The sequence below is a fragment of the Paludisphaera sp. genome, from assembly GCF_037189885.1.
Classification (GTDB): Bacteria; Planctomycetota; Planctomycetia; order Isosphaerales; family Isosphaeraceae; genus Paludisphaera.
This window is the reverse complement of sequence record NZ_JBBCIR010000110.1, coordinates 1-17956: the sequence shown is the minus strand read 5'-3', so window position 1 is coordinate 17956 and position 17956 is coordinate 1. Positions and strand designations below refer to the sequence as shown.

Annotated in this window: 14 protein-coding genes and 1 tRNA gene; 9 read left to right on the top strand and 6 right to left on the bottom strand. The window is 70.7% G+C overall.

From position 1 onward, the window contains the following. Nucleotides 1-24: 24 nt before the first annotated feature. Nucleotides 25-99 (bottom strand) — tRNA-Pro (locus tag WG209_RS24410). A 108-nt stretch (nt 100-207) separates the two neighbouring features. Between WG209_RS24410 and pyrF the strand changes: the two genes are divergently transcribed. After that, a complete protein-coding gene (pyrF, locus tag WG209_RS24405; RefSeq protein WP_337177723.1) occupies nt 208-1146 on the top strand; it encodes an orotidine-5'-phosphate decarboxylase in 939 nt (312 codons plus the stop codon). A 12-nt stretch (nt 1147-1158) separates the two neighbouring features. Here pyrF and WG209_RS24400 read toward each other — a convergent pair whose 3' ends face one another. Continuing rightward, the gene (locus tag WG209_RS24400) at nt 1159-1407 is read right to left on the bottom strand and encodes a hypothetical protein (RefSeq protein WP_337177722.1); all 249 of its coding nucleotides are present in this window, start codon (nt 1405-1407) and stop codon (nt 1159-1161) included. Nucleotides 1408-1490: 83 nt separating this feature from the next. Further along, nucleotides 1491-5666, bottom strand: coding sequence for a Calx-beta domain-containing protein (locus WG209_RS24395; protein ID WP_337177721.1), 4176 nt, complete (start codon nt 5664-5666; stop codon nt 1491-1493). A gap of 480 nt (nt 5667-6146) precedes the next feature. On the opposite strand from WG209_RS24395, the gene WG209_RS24390 reads away from it, so the two are divergent. The 7 genes from WG209_RS24390 to WG209_RS24360 all read left to right on the top strand — a co-directional run bounded on the left by WG209_RS24390 (nt 6147) and on the right by WG209_RS24360 (nt 14738). Then, nucleotides 6147-7315, top strand: a protein-coding gene (locus tag WG209_RS24390) for an IS3 family transposase (protein WP_337177720.1) whose coding sequence is annotated in 2 segments (ribosomal slippage) — nt 6147-6399 and nt 6399-7315 — 1170 coding nt in all. Because the reading frame shifts where the segments join, the coding sequence is not laid out codon by codon here. A 790-nt stretch (nt 7316-8105) separates the two neighbouring features. After that, the gene (locus tag WG209_RS24385) at nt 8106-9164 is read left to right on the top strand and encodes an ankyrin repeat domain-containing protein (protein WP_337177719.1); all 1059 of its coding nucleotides are present in this window, start codon (nt 8106-8108) and stop codon (nt 9162-9164) included. A 188-nt stretch (nt 9165-9352) separates the two neighbouring features. Then, nucleotides 9353-9688: a hypothetical protein gene (locus tag WG209_RS24380; protein ID WP_337177718.1), complete on the top strand. Its 336-nt coding sequence runs from the start codon at nt 9353-9355 to the stop codon at nt 9686-9688. Nucleotides 9689-10021: 333 nt separating this feature from the next. After that, nucleotides 10022-11044 carry a DUF1559 domain-containing protein gene (locus tag WG209_RS24375; RefSeq protein ID WP_337177717.1) on the top strand — a complete coding sequence of 341 codons (1023 nt, stop codon included), beginning with the start codon at nt 10022-10024 and terminating at the stop codon, nt 11042-11044. Between the two features lie 51 nt (nt 11045-11095). Then, the gene (locus WG209_RS24370; protein WP_337177716.1) at nt 11096-12517 is read left to right on the top strand and encodes a DUF3526 domain-containing protein; all 1422 of its coding nucleotides are present in this window, start codon (nt 11096-11098) and stop codon (nt 12515-12517) included. Nucleotides 12518-12542: 25 nt separating this feature from the next. Then, nucleotides 12543-13985, top strand: coding sequence for a DUF3526 domain-containing protein (locus WG209_RS24365; RefSeq protein ID WP_337177715.1), 1443 nt, complete (start codon nt 12543-12545; stop codon nt 13983-13985). Nucleotides 13986-14036: 51 nt separating this feature from the next. Further along, nucleotides 14037-14738 carry an ABC transporter ATP-binding protein gene (locus WG209_RS24360; protein ID WP_337177714.1) on the top strand — a complete coding sequence of 234 codons (702 nt, stop codon included), beginning with the start codon at nt 14037-14039 and terminating at the stop codon, nt 14736-14738. A gap of 67 nt (nt 14739-14805) precedes the next feature. On the opposite strand, the gene WG209_RS24355 is transcribed toward WG209_RS24360, so the two are convergent. Next, nucleotides 14806-15366 carry a dual specificity protein phosphatase gene (locus tag WG209_RS24355; protein ID WP_337177713.1) on the bottom strand — a complete coding sequence of 187 codons (561 nt, stop codon included), beginning with the start codon at nt 15364-15366 and terminating at the stop codon, nt 14806-14808. Nucleotides 15367-15694: 328 nt separating this feature from the next. On the opposite strand from WG209_RS24355, the gene WG209_RS24350 reads away from it, so the two are divergent. Continuing rightward, nucleotides 15695-16069, top strand: coding sequence for an IS630 transposase-related protein (locus tag WG209_RS24350; RefSeq protein WP_337177712.1), 375 nt, complete (start codon nt 15695-15697; stop codon nt 16067-16069). Nucleotides 16070-16319: 250 nt separating this feature from the next. On the opposite strand, the gene WG209_RS24345 is transcribed toward WG209_RS24350, so the two are convergent. Together WG209_RS24345 and WG209_RS24340 are read right to left on the bottom strand one after the other, a co-directional pair. Continuing rightward, nucleotides 16320-16523 carry a hypothetical protein gene (locus WG209_RS24345; RefSeq protein WP_337177711.1) on the bottom strand — a complete coding sequence of 68 codons (204 nt, stop codon included), beginning with the start codon at nt 16521-16523 and terminating at the stop codon, nt 16320-16322. A 137-nt stretch (nt 16524-16660) separates the two neighbouring features. Further along, a complete protein-coding gene (locus WG209_RS24340; RefSeq protein WP_337177710.1) occupies nt 16661-17773 on the bottom strand; it encodes a transposase in 1113 nt (370 codons plus the stop codon). Nucleotides 17774-17956 lie beyond the last annotated feature (183 nt).

Below are 17956 nucleotides of genomic sequence, written 5' to 3'. Positions count from 1 at the left end.
CCCCCCGCCCCTTTCGCTTCGAGATCGGGGCGACCGGATTTGAACCGGTGACCTCTAGCACCCCAAGCTAGCGCGCTATCCAAGCTGCGCTACGCCCCGATTGTCTGGTCGAAATCGGCCCTGGTTGCCCATGGCGTGTTTCGCGTCGACGGGGGTTATTGTAGGGTATTAGGAGCGGCTGTCAATCCGAAGGAGAGGGGGTCGGGCGTGGAATTCGCGGATCGGGTGGTGGCGGAGGTTCGTCGCAAGAAGAATCCGGTGGTCGTGGGGATCGACCCGCGTCCCGAGGAGTTGCCCGCGGGCTTCCTCGATCGGTTCCCGACGGATCGTCGGGGGGTGGCGAAGGCGCTGGAGGAGTTCGGGCGAGCCGTGGTGGACGTCGTGGCGCCATTGGCGCCGATGATCAAGTTCCAGGCGGCATTCTATGAGGTCTATGGCCCCGAGGGGATGGCGGCACTGCACGCGACGGTCGAGCACGCCAGGGCGCGCGAAGTCCTGGTGATCTTCGACGGCAAGAGGAACGACATCGGCTCCACGGCCGAGGGCTACGCGCGGGCGTACCTGGGCAAGGCGCCGGTCGGCGGCTCGTTCGAGCCCTCGTGGAGCGTCGACGCCCTGACGATCAACCCCTACCTGGGGAGCGACGGCGTCCTGCCGTTCGTGAAGATCGCCGCGCGGGAGAAGAAGGGGCTGTTCGTACTGGTCCGGACGAGCAACGCCTCGGCGCGGGAGTTCCAGGACCTCGTCTGCGACGGCCTGCCGGTCTACCGCCACGTCGCCAACCGGCTCAAGGAGTGGGGGAACGGCAAGCAGGGCGCCGAGGGCTACAACCTCGTCGGCGCCGTGGTCGGGGCGACCTACCCCGAGGAGCTGGTGGAGCTGCGCCGGGAGCTGCCCGGGGTCCTGTTCCTGGTCCCCGGCTACGGGGCCCAGGGGGGCGAGGCGAAGGACATCGCCGCCGGGTTCGAGCCCGACGGCCTGGGTGCCCTGGTGAACAGCTCGCGGGGGATCACCTTCGCCTACAAGAAGCCGGCGTTCCGCGACCGCTTCGGCGGCGACTGGCAGCGGGCGATCGAACAGGCCACGCTCGACATGATCGACGACCTGGCCGCGAACACCCCCGCCGGCAAGCTCCGGGACGTCTGACGTCGCGGGCGGTCACAGCTCGGGCAGGATGCCCCGCTTGACCGCCCGACGCACCGCCAGTCCTCCGGCGGTCGCCAGCGCCGTCGGCACCGCGAGCATCAGCACGATGCTCCAGGCGAACCCGCGCGACAGGAGCGCCGCGTCCGAAGGCTGTGAGGCGACGGCCTCCTTGCAGCTGGGGCAGGCCGAGGCGGCCGGGGCGAGGGCCAGGCCGATCGCCAGGGCGACGACCAGGCGGCGGAGCATGACGGGCACGGTCACGGGCGGGACCTCCAGGAGACGCGGCTGCCTCCGCCAGTCTAGGGGATCGGCCGGGCCCCGGGCAAGGCGGGCGGGCCGCCGAGCTATCGCGGTGATGGGAATCGGCGGAGCGGCGGGGCGACCCGGACCGGCGTGACGCCGGGGCGGACGGCCCGGGGGGCGGGCGTAGGGAAGCCCGACGCCAGGAAGGGGGGCGTCCGGAGGCTCACCCGGACGTCGCCGAACGAGCCCAGGCCCTCAATCACTCCCAGGGGCGTCACGCCGTCGCCGCCCCGGCCGCGGGGGCGGGTCACGCTCCCGGTGAGCGTCGACCGGCCGGGGACGATCTCGTGGAGGCTCAGGCCGATCGCGTCCCCCGAGGCCGCGCGGACGAGGTCGAGGAAGCCGCCGCTCCGGAGCGCGAGCGACACCGCGTCGCCGTTGGCGTCGGCATACCTCAGCGAGGTCCCCCTCGCGAACAGGCCGACGAATCCGACGCCCCCCGCGAGTGGGTTCCCGGCCGTGTCGACCACGGCGGTCGGCCCCGCGCCGTGGACCCCCACGGCGTAGTGCCGGTTCGGGGCCAGGAAGACGGCCGGCGACAGGTAGATGGTCCGGGTCGCCGCGTCGTAGCCGGGAGGCTGGAGTGGGATCGGGGTGTCGTCGCCGTCGCCGAGCACGCCGCTGGGGCCCAGGTCGTACAGCGCGTAGGCCCGGCCGTCGAGCGCCGAGGCGGCGTTCGCGGCCTCGCTCAGCGTGAGGGCGATCGTCGCGATCCCGGCGGCGGAGCCCAGCAGCCGCAGCCGGGCGACGCTCGGCGGGGAGAAGTCGGGATCGACGTCCTGGATGACCAGGGTGGCGGCCGTCGCCTGGCCGAGCGTCGCGCCGCCGGTCGGAGCCTCCAGCACCACGCCGACGGAGACGTCGCCCCGATTGTGTGCATAAGCGAGGACCGGGACCGCGATCACGGCGGAGGTCTGGCCGGGCTGGAAGGTCACGACGCCGGTGGTCGGCCGGTAGTCGACGCCGGGCGCCGCGGTCCCGGCGGTGGTGCGGTACCGGACGGAGACGGCACCCCGCGCGCCGTCGGTCCGGACGACGGTCAGGTAGGCCGCGCCCGCCGTCTCGGGCACGACCACGCCGGGGGCGGCGAAGGCGATCGCGCCGGAGGGTTCGATGACGCTCAGGTTCGCGGACGCCACGCCGGAGGTGGTCAGGTTCACGTGCTGGTCGGCCGTGGCCGCGGCGGTGAGCGTGGCGGTCCCGGCGGAGGTGGGCCGCAGGATGAAGGCGATCGTCGCGTGGCCGCGCGGCGCCAGCGTCCCGACCGCGGCGGTGAAGACGCCGCCGGACGCCGTCACGGTCCCCTGGGTCGCGCTTGACCCCACGTACGCGCCGGCGGGGAGGTACGGCACGGCGATCGTCACGCCGCTCGCGGTGGTCAGGGAGGAGTTCCAGACCTCGACGACCCAGGTGACGTCGGCCCCCAGGTCGACGCTCGGCGTCAACGGCCGCAGCCGCAGCATCAGGTCGACGGCCGGCCGCACCTCCACGGCGTAGCCGCCGCGATCGTTGCCGGGCGCGGTGTCGGGGAGGTCGCTGGTGGAGACCCCGGAGAGGAGGAGCGTCGCGCCGGCGGTCGCCACGGCGCGCACGGTGATCGTCACGGTGGCCCGACCGCCCGCCGCGATCGTCCCCAGATCCGCGACAAGGTCGCGACCGACCAGGATCGGCGTCCCCCCCTGGCTGGCGACGGCCGAGACGAATTCGACCCCCGCGGGGAGCGGCGCGGTCAGCCTCGCGCCGGTCGCCGCGCGGTCGGAGAGGTTGGCGGCGGTCAGCGTGTAGCGGAACTCGGCCCGTTCGAAGGCGGCCGGGGGCGGGTCGACGTAGGTGGCCATGTCGACCGGCGCGACGACCGTCGCGATGGCGGTCGCCCGCTGGTTGGACCGGTCCTCGTCCTGGTTCAGGCCGCCGACCATCGCGATGACCCGGAGCGGCCCCGGCGCGTCGGCCGTCAGGACGAGGGTCGCCTCGACCTCCTCGCCGGGGGCGAGTTCCCCCAGGAGGAAGACGGCCAGGCCGTTCGCGATCGTCGCCGGGCCTCGCGCGGAGTCGGCCGAGACGACCGTCGCGCCGGGAGGGAGGGCCAGGGTCAGCACCGCGGCGGGCTCGGCGGTCGGGCCCTCGTTCCGCGCCCGGAATCGGTAGGTGGCGTTGGAGCCCGGGATGACCGAGGCCGTTTCGACCGCGGCGGCCACGCCCATGTTCGAGGAGTCCCGGCCGGCGACGACGGCCGACGCCGACGCGGTCTCGTCGCCGGGTCGGGCCTCGGTCATGGTCATCGTGGCCGTGGCGAAGGCCTGGTAAACGCCCGAGAACCCGTCGGCGGGCCACGCGACCACCGTGAGGACCGCCGTCGCGCCCGGCGAGAGCGAGCCCACGGCCAGCCGGATCGCCCCCCCCGGCGCGGTCGTGGCGCCGGCCGAGACGATCTCCACGCGTGAGCCCGCCGGCGGGGCGACCGTCAGCACGACGCCCGGCGCGGCGACGAATCCGCGGTTGGAGACGGTCGCCGTGAACGTGATCGGGGCGCCTCGCCGGGCCGACGGTGGGTCGGCCGTCATCTCGACGTGGAGGTCGGTGTACGGCCGGAGCGAGACCGTCTGGGCGAACTCCGAGGTGTTGCCGTATTCGTCGGTCGAGGTCGCCGACAGGAAGCCGCCGGCGACGTCGGCCGCCATCGGCAGGGAGAAGGCCGCGTCCCCCCGCGAGTCCGTCGTCACCTGGGTACGCCCCAGGTAGCGTTCCCCCTCGCCGTTTCCGGAGGGGTCCGGCGCCGAGGTCCAGAAGAACTGCACGGTGTACGTCTGGCCGGGCATCCCCCACACGCGGCCCTGGGCCTTGAGCGTCACGCCGTCGGCGAACGAGGTGGAAAGGATCGGCTGGTTGATCCAGTCGTTCGGGCCCACGGCGTCGGTGGGCTGGGAGGCCGGCGGGGTGCGGGGGGTGGCCGGGCCGTTCCCCAGGTTGATGCCGAGCCCGGCGTTGGCGAAGATCCGGTTCGACAGGATCGAGACGCCGTGGACCGACCCCACGACCTGGACCCCCGCGCCCACGGCCCCCTGGCCGTTGAAGGCGATGACGTTGCCGTCGCGGGCCTCGGGGCCGCCGACGGTCACGCCGTCGGAGGAGACCGAGACGCCGTCGGCGTCGTTCCCCCGCCGGACCAGGCCGGTGGGGTCGACGCCGATCCAGTTGCCCCGGATGGTCAGGCCGTCCGACTCCCCCCGGGCCCGGACGCCCGCGCCGCCGTTGCCCGAAATCTGGTTCCCCAGCCTGGGCGCCGGGCCGCCGATCGCGTTGCCGGGGGCGTCGACCACGAGAATGCCGTCGCGACGGTTCCCCAACCGCCGCGTTCCGTCGGGGGTGAGGCCGATGATGTTGCCGGTCAGCCGGTTCCCCTCGGCGCGGTGGCTCAGGACCACGCCGTTGGACTGGTTGCCGGAGATCACGTTGTCCTCGACGCGCCCCGAGGTCGCGCCCGCGAGGACCACGCCGTCGCCGCCGTTGCCGATCTCCGCCGTCCCCGCCGCGTCGGTCCCGATCCGGTTGCCGACGATCGCGTTGCGGGCCGCGTCGCCGGGCTCGGCCGAGGCGACCATCACCCCCGCGCCTCGATTGCCGGCGATCACGTTGCCCCGGCCGTCGGGGCCGCCGATCGTCTGGCTCGACGCCGACGCGATCAGGATGCCCGTCCCGTTGGGGGCCGCCGTCGGCGCGGAGCCTCCCGCCCCGGGGACCAGGCCGACGTAGCACGCTTCCACGAAGCTCCCGCCGGCGCCCGTCAGGACGATCCCCGCGCCGGTGAATCCGGTGACGATCAGCCCGGCCACCACGCTCCCGCCGCCGGCGACCACCAGCCCGTCGACGCCCCGCCCCGCCGCCGAGCCGTCGACGCGGACCGTGGGCGAGCCGTCGGCCGCGCGGGCCTCGATGAAGACCGGCCGCGTGATCGGGTCCAGGGGCGACGCCGGCCGGATCGTCGCGGGGCCTGCGCCCGGGATCGCGAATCGGATCGTCCCCGGCTCGTCGGCCGGTTCCGCGTTGATCTGGCCGATCGCCCACCGCAGCGACCCCGGCCCGTCGTCGGCCGCCGTCTCCACCAGGAACACCGCCGAGGCAAGCAGGAGCCGACGCTCCACCTGCTCCACGCGCGGGCGGCCCTTCCGCCCCCCGGCGACGCGCCGCGATCGATGCAAGCCGATGGGGAGTCGCATGGTGCCGATCGTCCGTTGGTGCCGCGTCGTGAGGTCGCTCTATCCTTTACGTTCTCGGCGTCGAAACGGACGCGAACGGACCGAATTTCGACGCGATCTCGATTCTCGCACCCTTGCAATCATAGCGTCAACCGTTTTCGCCCCGATCCACCCCCCGACCAACCGGCCCGCGGTTGGCTTCGTTCGTCGTCGGCCCGCCGGCCAAGGATGGCAACAACCCTTGACGCCACAATGGATTTACGTCTCATGGAAGTTGGCTTCGTTCGTCATTTTCGAATGCTTCACCGCGGCCTTCCACCGCCTCGGCCGGCGTGAGTGCCGGTTCACTCTCGATCGCTGGCCAGGGTGGCGCACGGCCCGGATCGAAGTTGGCTTCGTTAGTCGACGGCACGCCCATGGATTCGATGAGTGACCTTCCCCACAAAAAGTGGGCGCTCCAGCCCGCCGGCCGCGACAATGGCCGGCCTAAGGAGATCGCTCATGGCCAAGCGTACGTACTCGCTCGACTTCAAGGTCTCCGCGGCCAAGCTCGTCACCGAGCAGGGCCGCGGCCTCAAGGAGGCGGCCGACAGCCTCGGCGTCGCCCCCAGCACCATGCAGTACTGGGTCCGCCGCTTCGGCGGCGCCCCGGCCGCCCGGCCGGCCGCCCCGGCCGACCTCGACGCCCTCCGCCGCGAGAACGACCGGCTCCGCGAGGAGAACAAGCGGCTCCTGATGGAGAGTGAAATCCTAATAAAAGCGACGGCCTTCTTCGCCAGGGAGCAGGCCTGATCTTCGCCTTCGTCCGCGACCACCGGGGCGAGTACCCGGTGGCGCTGATGTGCCACGTCCTGCAGGTCTCTCGGGCGGGCTTCCACGCCTGGCTCGCCCGCCCCGAGAGCCCCCGGGCGACCCGCCGCGCGGGCCTGCTGGAGCAGGCCCGCGCGGTCCATCGCGAGAGCCGCGGGACCTACGGGTCGCCGCGGGTCCACCGGGCCCTGGAGGCCCGGGGCGTCGCCTGCTGCGAGAACACCGTCGCCAAGCTGATGCGCCTCGCCGGCGTGCGGGGCGCCGCCGCCCGGCGGTTCGTCGTCCGGACCACCGACTCGCGTCACGGCCACGCCGTCGCCGAGAACGCCCTGGGCCGCCGGTTCGACCCGGGGCCGCCCGACCGGGCCTGGGTCGGCGACATCACCTACATCAGGACCGGGGAGGGGTGGCTGTACCTGGCGGCGGTGCTCGACCTGGGCAGCCGCAGGGTGGTCGGCTGGGCGACGGCCGACCACCTGCGGGCCGAGCTGGCGACGCGGGCCCTTGCCAACGCCCTGGAGCATCGCCGGCCCTCCGGGCCGCTGCTGCGCCACAGCGACCGGGGCGTGCAGTACGCCTGCGACGCCTACCGCGAGCTGCTCCGGGACAACGGCCTGGAGGCGAGCATGAGCCGCAAGGGGGACTGCTGGGACAACGCCGCGATGGAGAGCTTCTTCGGCACCCTGAAGCAGGAGCTGACGCATCGCCGATCCTACGCCACGAGGGACGAGGCCAGGGCCTCGCTGTTCGAGTACATCGAGGTCTTCTACAATCGACGGCGGCTCCACTCGACCCTCGGCTACATGTCCCCCGTGCAGTACGAAGAGAGCCGGAAACTTCCCCAAGTCAGCGCCCACTGATCGTGGGGAAGGTCAGAGTTCTCGCTTTGACAGCATGGACTTGCGTCATTCGACGGTTGGCTTCGTTCGTCGTCCTCGAATGATTTTCTAGCGTTCCGCCGTCCCACCAGCGGGGCATCGGCGTGGAGGCTCGCGGGATGGGGGGCTTGACCGGGAATCGAGGGCTCCATGATCTCTGAGATTTGGCCGAGTCCCCGCCTGGAGGGGCGTCGCATCTCCCGAGAAGGGTCGCGATCCAGCCTACGGGAGCCCCGACCGCGACGCACATCCGTAGCCGCGATCGCCTCCCGTGGGGAGGGTGAACGTGGCCCCCTCCGTTCGCCGGACTGATCGACCACGGGACCATGGGACTGGACCCTCCGGAGGAGCCGGGAGGACGCGCTGGTAGCGATATCGTGAAGCGGGACGCGCGCAATGTCGCCTTGCTGTCGTCCGCCGCTCGAATTGCCAAGGAGCTGGGGAAAGAATCCGCTACCCTTTACCATGTATACAAACGGCGGTTCGAAAACCCGAGCGGACGATTTCTCGACGGATCCAGCGGCCAACGACAACACAACCCACTAACGAAAAACGCTTTACGTAATCCGAAAAATTTCTCCCGCGACATTGTGCCGCTTTGGGGCGAAGTGGATCGGCGGGGAAGCCCGGCGAGAGGGACGACGGGATCGCGGGCCGGTGTGGACCTGGTTTGATGCTGCCTTCAAAACCGACCCGAGGGCCGGCCTGGCAGGTTTCCCGAGGACTCCATGAATCTCGTCGTGGCCGGGTGAGAATGCTCCGGGAGGTGGTCATGGACGAACGGGAGCATCGGCATTTCAGGTGGCTCAAGGCCGCCCGAGATGGCGACGTGGCGGCGGTCGCCGCCTTCATCGACAAGGGCATGGATGTCAACTCGGACGGCGGGACCGCCCACACGGCGTTGAGAACAGCCGTGGGATGGGCCCAAGTCGAGGTCGTCCGACTTTTGCTGGAGCGTGGCGCGGATCCGAATCAGACATCCGCCGAGGGCTACTCGGCGACGACCCAGGCGATAGTCGTCGCGCGGAACGGGCACGGCGAGATGCTGCTGATCTTGCTCGCGGCCGGGGGCCGAGTCCAAACCCTGCCCGACGCGGTCTGGTCGGGCGATGTCGACCTCGCCCGAAAGCTGCTCGACGCGGGGGCCGACGTCGACCATGGAAAGGGTTGGACGTATCACGGGACGATGCTCACGGTCGCCTGCTCGCTGGGAGACCTCCCGATGGTCGACCTGTTCCTCGGCCGCGGGGCCGACGCCGAGGAGGAGAGCGACATCCATGAACGCCCCTTGACGGTCGCGGCGGAGCGAGGGCACCTGGAAGTCGTCCGCCGGCTCCTGGATCACGGCGTAGACGTCGACGTCATCGACCAGTACGGCCTGAGCGCCCTGGCGCATGCGAGCCTCGGGGGCGACCGCCCGATGTACGAGTTGCTGCTCGCGAGGGGTGCCAGGATTGGGCTCCTCGACGCCTTGAATGAAGGCGACCTGCCCAGCTTTGAAAGGCTCCTCGACGAGCAGCTCCAAACGGGCGGGAACATTGATTGGATTGGATGGGGCGGGGGTCGCATCTCTGACCACGCGGCGGAGACCGGAAACGTCGCCGCCCTTCGCATCGCGCTGGATCGCGGCGCTTCTTTCTTCTTCCAGGGCAGTACTACGCTTGCGCGGGCGGCCAAGGGCGGGCACATGGAAGCGATGGAGTTGCTGATCGCGCGAGGGGCCGATCCGAATCTCCCGGGGGATGACGGCCTGACCCCGCTGGCCTGGGCCTTGAGGGGAGGTCACGAAGAGGCCGCCGCGTTGCTGAGACGCGCGGGAGCGACGGCCTGACGAGGAAGGCGATCGCGCTTCTCCTTGCTCCGTGCCGCGCTCTCCGAAATTATGGAAACATCAGGCCGCGAGCCGCGGCAGCCGGTCGGAGACCTGGTTCTTGACCGGGATCGGCCGTCGGGCGGTTTGGTCACCAGGATCGTCTCGCTCGGGCCGGCACCCGGCTATTTACCCTCGAAGAGGCGACCATGAGTCAACGCCCGCGAGCCGACGCGAATCTGGAGGCGCTCGGGCGCTTCTGGCGCCGTTCGCCGTTTCATGACCGCTCCATCGAGGAGATCACCGCGTTGAACCGGCGCGTGGTGATCCGCCTCGCGGATCTGACGCTGATCGTCACGGGCGCGACGGACCTGGAGCGGTGCGAGTTGCCGGCCGTCTGGCTCCGCGAATCCCTGATGCTGGCGGGCGAAGGCTTCAAGCTCGACGTGGAGACGGAGACCGGCCCCCTACGGGTCGCGGGAAGCGACATACGGCTAATCCGTAACAGCGACCTCGCCATGCTGATCCCGCCGATCGACGCCTGATCCCTCGCCGCGTCGGGCCTGGTCCGGCGTGGCCCGCTCGAAAACGGGGCCGGGCGGGAACGGTGAGAGCGCCTCGGTCCTTCGGCCGCCAGATGCACCGAGTCGCGGAGGGCGCGGACCGCGGCACGCCGCCCTCTCACGAGGGGGGAAGCCGGTTCGCCTGGGGAGTTCGCCGGTTGCCTCGCGACCCCGGCCTCGGCCAGCCAACTCTAGGCTCGTCACTCGCTCGATCTTCGACGTCTTCCCCCCTGCCCCCTTCCGCTCCGGTATTACGGACGCTAAATTCGTGTTACGAACCGGTGGGTCGATCGCGCGTCGCTCGGACGGGGGTGGATGATGAGGGATCGTCGCGGGTTCACGCTGATCGAGCTTTTGGTGGTGATCGCGATCATCGCCGTCCTCATCGCCCTGCTGTTGCCGGCGGTGCAGGCCGCTCGGGAGGCGGCGCGGCGGTCGCAGTGCGTGAACAACCTGAAGCAGATCGGGATCGCGCTGCACAACTACCACGACGCGATGGGGAGGCTACCCTACGGGACGATCGTGGCCCAGCGGGGGAACTACTGGTACCCCGACGGCGTGGGGGGCGAGCACTACCGCTATTCCTCGCTGGCGATGCTGGCGCCGTTCATGGAGCAGTCGGGTATTTTCGGGGCGCTCAACTACAGCCACCCGGTCTACCTGCCCGACGGGTCGACCACCCCGGCGAACAGCAGCCTGTTCTCGATCCGGATCGCCGGGTTCCTCTGCCCCAGCGACACGCCGCGCGAGGTGAGGGCGGGGTTCGCCCCGGTGAACTACATGGCGAGCGCGGGCGACGGCCGGCCGGGGGGGTCGGCGATGTATGACTCGCCCAACGGCTGCTTCTTCTTCAACTCCGGCGTGACCCTGGCGGCGATCGCCGACGGCCTGAGCAACACCGCGATGATGAGCGAGAGCCTGCTGGGCCCCGGCGGCTTCAACGTCCCGACGGGCCGCGCGATGGGCCCTCGCACGATCATGGCCCAGCAATTGGCGGTGGACGCCACGACCCACCTGAACCTGACCGTCGCCGAGTGCGAGGCCGCCGCCGCCGGGACGTCCGGCTTCTACAACGGCCAGCGCGGCGGGAGCTGGGCGCAGGGGGACTTCCGCAACGCCCTGTACACGCACTACTACCCGCCGAACTCGCCCAATTTCGACTGCCTCCGCGGCAGCGACTACGGCTGGAAGTCGTGCCGCTCCAACCATTCCGGCGGCGCGAACCTCCTGCTGGGCGACGGCTCCGTGCGGTTCGCGAGAGACGCCGTCACCCCCGCCGTCTGGGCCGCGCTCGGCACCCGCGCGGGGGGAGAGATCATCTCGTCGGACGCGTTCTGACCGAAGATCGCCCGACCGCGTCCGTCCCAATTCTCCCCTCCGGAGCCCCCCATGATCGCGCGGATCGCCCGCAAGGAATTCACCGAGATGACGCGCGACGGCCGGTTCCGCGCCGCGGCGGCCGTGGTGGCGGCGCTCCTGCTGGCCGCGCTGGCGATGGGATGGAAGCGGCACGTCGAGATCGACGCCCAGCGCCGCGACGCGGCCGAGATGACCCGCCGACAATGGCTGCAACAGGGCGAGAAGAACCCGCACTCCGCCGCCCACTACGGCACCTACGCCTTCAAGCCCAAGCCGCCGCTCTCGCTGGTCGACCCGGGGGTCGACGCCTACACGGGGGTCGCGGTCTGGCTGGAGGCCCACAAGCAGAACGACCTGCAATATCGCCCCGCGCGGGACGCGACCGCCGTGGCCAGGTTCGGCGAGCTGACCGCGGCGAGCGTGCTGCAACTCCTCGTCCCGCTGCTCATCATCCTGCTGGCCTTCCCCGCCTTCGCCGGCGAGCGCGACCAGGGCACGCTCCGCCAGTTGATGAGCCTGGGCGTCCCCCCGCGCGACCTCGCGCTGGGCAAGGCGCTCGGGGTCTCGATGGCGCTGGCGCTGCTGCTCGTCCCGGCGGCCGTCGCCGGAGCGCTGGCCCTGGCGACGGCGACCGGCGGCGGGTCGCTCGCGGCCGAGGTCCCGCGCGTGGCGACCATGGCCCTGGGTTACATCCTCTATTATGGGGCGTTCGTCGGCCTGACCCTCACCGTGTCGGCCCGGGCCGGTTCGGCCCGCGCGGCGTTGCTGGTCCTGCTGGGCTTCTGGATCGTCAACGGCCTGATCGCGCCGAGGCTCGCCGTGGACCTCGCCCGCCGGCTCCACCCCACCCCCTCCGCCCTGGCGTTCAACCAGGCGATCGACCGCGAGTTGAAGCAGGGGATCAATTCCCACAACCCGAACGACCCCAAGCTCATCGCCCTTCAGGAGCGAGTGCTCCGCGAGCGGGGCGTCGACCGGATCGAGGACCTTGGGATCGACTTCGCCGGGATCGCGCTCCAGGAGTCGGAGGAGCACGGCAACCGGGTTTTCGACGCCCACTACGGGGCGCTCTGGGACGCGTTCGCCCGCCAGGACGGCATCCACCGCGCCTTCGCTTTCGCCTCGCCGCTGCTGGCGGCGCGGTCGCTCTCGATGGCGATGTCCGGCACCGAGCCCGACCAGAACCGCGACTTCGCCTCCGCCGCGGAGGACTATCGCCGCGAGTTGATCCGCATCATCAACGACGACGTGACCCGGAACGGCAAGGGACCGGGCGTGGAGTACCTGGCCGGCGAGGAGGTCTGGGGCAAGGTCCCTGACTTCCGATACGCAGCGCCAGGGTTCGCGACCGTCGCCGCCCGCCGCTGGCCCGACCTGGCCGTCCTCGCCGGCTGGTGCGCCGCGATGGGGATCTTGGCGACGGCCTCCGCGTCGCGCGTCCGCCCGTCCTAACGCCACGAACGATCAGGCAGGCCCCATGCTCCTTCGAATCGCCCGACACGACCTGCGATGCCTGGCCGCCGACCGCGCCGCCTGGATCCTGGTCGCGATGCTCGCCGGCTCCGTCGCCTACGGTGTCTACAACGGCTCGACCTGGGTCCGCTTCCAGGAGGCGACGCTCGCCGCCGTCGCCGAGGACGAGGCGAGTCGCCTGGTCCAGCTTCGTCGCGACGCCGAGGCCATCGCCCCCGACGCGGCGGCCCCCGTCTCGTGGCTCGATCCGCGCTCGCCTGGCGTCGTCGCCGGATCGCGCGGCCAGCGGTTCGCCGCCGCGCCGCCGGGCCCGCTCGCCGCCATGACCGTCGGCCAGGCCGACCTGTATCCCTTCTACTTCAAGATGACCAACCGGACGAAGCAGACCTTCATCGCCGGCGACGAGATCGAGAACCCGTCGAACCTCATGGCCGGGCGCTTCGATCTGGGTTTCGTCGTCGTCTACCTCTTCCCGCTCCTCATCCTCGGCCTGAGCTACAACATGCTGTCCGCCGAGCGCGAGCAAGGGACGCTGGCGATGACCCTGGCCCAGCCGGTGCGGCTGCGCGCGGTGTTGCTCGGCAAGGCCCTCGCCCGCGCCGGGCTGGTGCTGACGCTGGCGATCGGCCTGGCCGTCGTGGGCAGCCTGGTCGCGGGGGTCGACCTCCGCGCGCCCGGCGTCCCCGCGCGGCTGGGGCTCTGGATCGCGACGGTCGCCGCCTACGGCGCCTTCTGGTTCGCGCTCGCCCTGGCGGTGAACGCCCTCGGCCTGGCGTCGGCGACCAACGCGGTGGTGCTCGTCTCCTGCTGGATGGCCTTGGTGGTGATCGCGCCGGCGCTCATCAGCGTGGCGGTCACGTCGCTGCACCCGGTGCCGTCTCGCGTCGAGTTGATCGGAGCGATCCGCGAGGCCTCCTCGAAGGCCTCCCAGGAGGGGAGCGGCCTGCTGGCCCAGTACTACGAGGACCACCCCGAACTGATGCCGGCTTCGTCCGCCCCGATCGCGGCCGACTTCCTGGTCAAGCTCCAGGCTGTGCAGAAGACGGTCGACGAGACCATCGAGCCGGTCATGGCTCGGTACGACGATCAGCTCGCCCGCCAGCAGGAGCTGGTCGACCGCCTGCGGTTCCTCACCCCGGCGGTGGCGACCCAGGAGGCGCTCAACGACGTGAGCGGCACGAGCCTCGGTCGCCACAAGCATTTCATGGCCCAGGTGGACGACTTCCACCAGGTCTGGCAGAACTTCTTCATCCCCAGGGTCATGAGGCGCGAGCGGTTCAGCCTCGACGACTACGACGCCATCCCGGAGTTCGAGTTCCGCGAGCAGCCACTTTCCGCCGTCGCCCGCCGCGCCGCCGGCGGCCTGCTGGGGCTAATCGCGCCTAGCGCCGTGCTGACATTGGCCGGGCTCGCCCTGCTCCGACGCTATCCCGTGGCCGGTCGCTGAGCCTGGCCAGACAGGATGCCGATCCCCCCGATATCCAGGAAATCGCCCGCCATGCTGGAAGCCGTCGACCTCACGAAGACCTACAACGGGACCGCCGCCCTGGACGCCCTCAGCCTGACGATCGCTCCGGGCGAGGTCTTCTGCCTTCTCGGCGCGAACGGGGCCGGCAAGACGACGACAATTAACCTGTTCCTGAACTTCATCCAGCCGACGAAAGGCGTGGCGAGGATCAGCGGCCTCGACGTGACCGAGCACCCCCTCCAGACCAAGCGCCACCTGGCCTACATCCCCGAACAGGTGATGCTCTACCCGAACCTCACCGGCGTCGAGAACCTCGACTACTTCGCCGCTCTGGCCGGTCGCGAACTCACCCAGGACGAGTCGCGCTCATTCCTCGTCGAAGCCGGACTCCCCGCCGAGGCGGCGGGCCGTCGCGTGAAGACATACTCCAAGGGGATGCGGCAGAAGGTCGGCATCGCCGTCGCCATGGCCAAGCAAGCGGACGTCCTCCTCCTCGACGAACCGACTTCCGGCCTGGACCCCAAGGCGTCCAACGAGTTCTCCGAACTCATCAAGCTGATGAGCGATCGCGGCACCGCGATCCTCATGGCCACCCACGACCTCTTCCGCGCCAAGGAGTCCGGCACGCGAGTCGGCATCATGAAGCACGGACGACTCGTCGAAACCCTGAACACCGACGATATCGGCCACGCGGACCTCGAAAAGCTGTACCTCGAACATATGAGGGATTGAGTCGAGGCGAACGCGGGCCTCCTTCGGCCTGCCCGCGATATGACCGGGCAGCGCATTCTGTAATCAATCAGTCGAGATGGACCGCGAAGCGACCCCCTTGGCCGGGGTCCAATGCCGCTTCGGTCGCAACCAAGGGCTCCAGCGCCTCGGGACGCGGGTGCGGGAGCAGCGAGCTGCCACCGAACCGCCTGACGACTTCGACCAGCGCGTCGTCAACCAAACGGTTATGTCCCGGGATGGCATCGCGGGCTCCTGCCTCGATCACCGCCCTGGCACGGTCGACGTCCAGGCCGCAGCCGATCAGGTAGAGCCAAAGAATCGTGGGTGAGCGGTTCTGACCGGCGATGCAATGGATGTAGACCCGAGCGTCGGGCTGACAAACCATGCGGTGCAATGCGCCGAGGCAGGTGATGGCTATGTCGTCGGGGATACGCTCCATGTCCTCGATCGGGAGCCAGGCAATCTCTCGAAACGGGGTATCCGAGGTCGACAGGACGCTCGGGGCCTCGCCGACGTTGAGGATGTGAGTGACACGGGAGGCGACGAGCACCGGCCGCCGCATGGGGCTCGCGAACGGACCGAGCCACAGCGATCGCGTAATCGGAAATACCCGCAACCGAACGTCCATCAGGTCACCCTCGTAGGGACCGGCCCAGATACGTTGGGCAGGCGAGGAGAGGGATCGAGCGAGGCAGTGGCGGGTAGCACGACCGCCAGGCGTCTCGACCGGTGCCGGCTCCGATGCGATCCTCGTATTGGATGCCGGCGACCCGCCAGGGGTTCATCAGCTTCGACTCTTTCCTACACCGACCCCCTATCACCGGTCCACCGGTTAGGTGACCCCTCTGCTCTGGGGAGGGAGAATAATCCGCGCTTTCCGACGGTGCATGAGCGGTTTTTTGTTGACCGTGTCGGTTGACGAGATTATTCCTGTGGGGCTATGGAGGGCCCCGAGGATGAGAGCCTATTCGACCGACCTCCGCGAGCGGGTCGTCGCGGCCTGCGACGCCGGCGACGCGACCCGCGAGCAGGTCGCCGCCCGCTTCTCCGTCAGCGTGACATGGATCCGCAAGCTGATCCGCCAGCGGCGCGAGACCGGCTCGATCGAGCCGAGGCCCCACGGCGGCGGGCACGCCCCGGCGTTCGACGCCGGGGGCGAGCGGCGGCTCCGCGAGGCGGTGCGCGAGCGGCCCGACGCCACGCTCGCCGAGTTGGCCCGGGCCGTCGGCGTCGAGTGCCGCCCGTCGGCCGTGCATCGGGCGCTCAAGCGGCTGGGCGTCACTCGCAAAAAAAGTCGCGGCGGGCGTCCGAGCAGGACCGCCCCGAGTTGAAGGACGGGCGGGCCGCCTGGCGCGACGAGTTCGCCCGGCTCGACCCGACCCGCCTGGTGTTCGTCGACGAGACGGGCTCGAGCACGGCCATGGACCGGACGCACGGCCGCTCGCCCAGCGGCGTGCGGGTGGACGGCCCGGTCCCGCACGGCCACTGGAAGGTGATCACGCTCACGGCGGCCGTCCGCCTGGGCGGCGTGGGGGCCTGCCTGGCGTTCGACGGGGCGACCGACTCGGCCGCCTTCGAGACCTACGTCGAGAGGTGCCTGGCCCCGACGCTGAAGCCCGGCGACGTCGTGGTGATGGACAACCTGGCCTGCCACAAGACGGCCGAGGCGGCCCGGCTGATCGCCGCGGCCGGGGCCGAGTTGCGGTTCCTGCCCCCGTACAGCCCCGACCTCAACCCGATCGAGCGGATGTTCTCCAAGCTCGAGTCGTGGCTGCGGTCGGCCAAGGCCCGGACGATCGAAGCGCTGATCGAGGCGATGGGCGACGCCCCGCGGGCGGTCCGCCCCGCCGACATCGCCGGATGGTTCCGCCATGGCGGGTACCAGGCCCGCCGATCAAGCGACACACTCGACGGAAAACCGCTCATGAGCATCGGGCCGCGGGCCGCGGCAGGCGGCCGGCAGCGGCCCGGATTTCGGAGTCGGACGGGCCGGCCCGCAAGATCGCGAGTATCTCCCCGACCAGCATCTCGTGGCCCCAGGGGCGGCGTTTGTCGGCATGGCTGGGCCGGCGAGTTTGCGCGTCCCACGGCGAGTCGGAGCGGTCCACCAACTCCGCCTCCGGCCGTCGACACACCCGGGCCTCGGTCAGGGTATAGGACCAGAGGCAGACGCGGAAGATCCCGACGCTCGCGTGGATGAACCGCGCCTGCTGCTTGCCGGCGCCGACGACCTCCTTGATCTCGCGGAATGCGATCTCCAGGCTGAGGCGGTCGGCGATCGTGGTCAGCACGTCGGCGACCGTGGCGGGGCGGTCGGTGCATAAGTAGGCTCGCCAGCCGGCGGGCTCGTCGACCAGCACGATGCGTATCACGCCGCCGGCGGGCCGCCAGGTCGCCAGGAACGTCTTGTAACGCTTCACGGCCGTCCCGTCGTACAACCCGAAGGCACCCCGCGACCATCCGCGTTCATGGCCGGCCCGCTTGGCCAGGTCGACGGCCTTCCCGCCGTAGGTCGGCGCGGGGCCGCGTCGACCGGCGGGCTTCGGGCCGGGGAGCGTACGCAGCGCCGCGTATTTGCGCAGCCGGCTGACGACCGTCATCCCCAGGGTCTTCGCCGGCTTCAGCAACTCCTTCATCACATAGGCGCCATCGGCCACGACCCAGATCGGCCGCTTGACCAGGCCGAGCCAGGGCTTCGCCCATCGCGGCAGCTCGACGGCCATCTCCAGCTTGGTGCGGAACGCGGGCCGATGCTTCGGGTCGATCGCCGGCAGGCCCGCCTTGCGGACGTACAGCCGCGACAGCAAAGGCAGGGCGACCACGCCCCACCGCCCATGCTCGACGAGCAGGGCCGGCACCATGAAAACGTGGCCGTAGAGGTGCGTCGAGCCGGCCGGGCCGGGTGCCGGATCGTGATGGAATCCGGCCGCCTGGAAGTGCGGGCCGAACCGGCGCAAGGGCGAGTCGTCGATCGCCAGCGTCAGCCGCCCCGCCCCGGTCGTCAACGGCGGGACGACCTCGGTCAGCAGACGCACGCCGAGCCGCTAGGCCCACTTGCCGGCCGCCGCGACGGCGATGTAGCAGGATTGGAAGCGGTCGCTCAGCCCCGCGGCCCGGATCCAGGTCGCGACCGTCCGCCTCCCACCGGCCAGCGACTGCCCGCTCCCAGAACTCGGACGCCGCGAAAATAGGCGCGCAAAAAAGAAGCCCGCGGACTC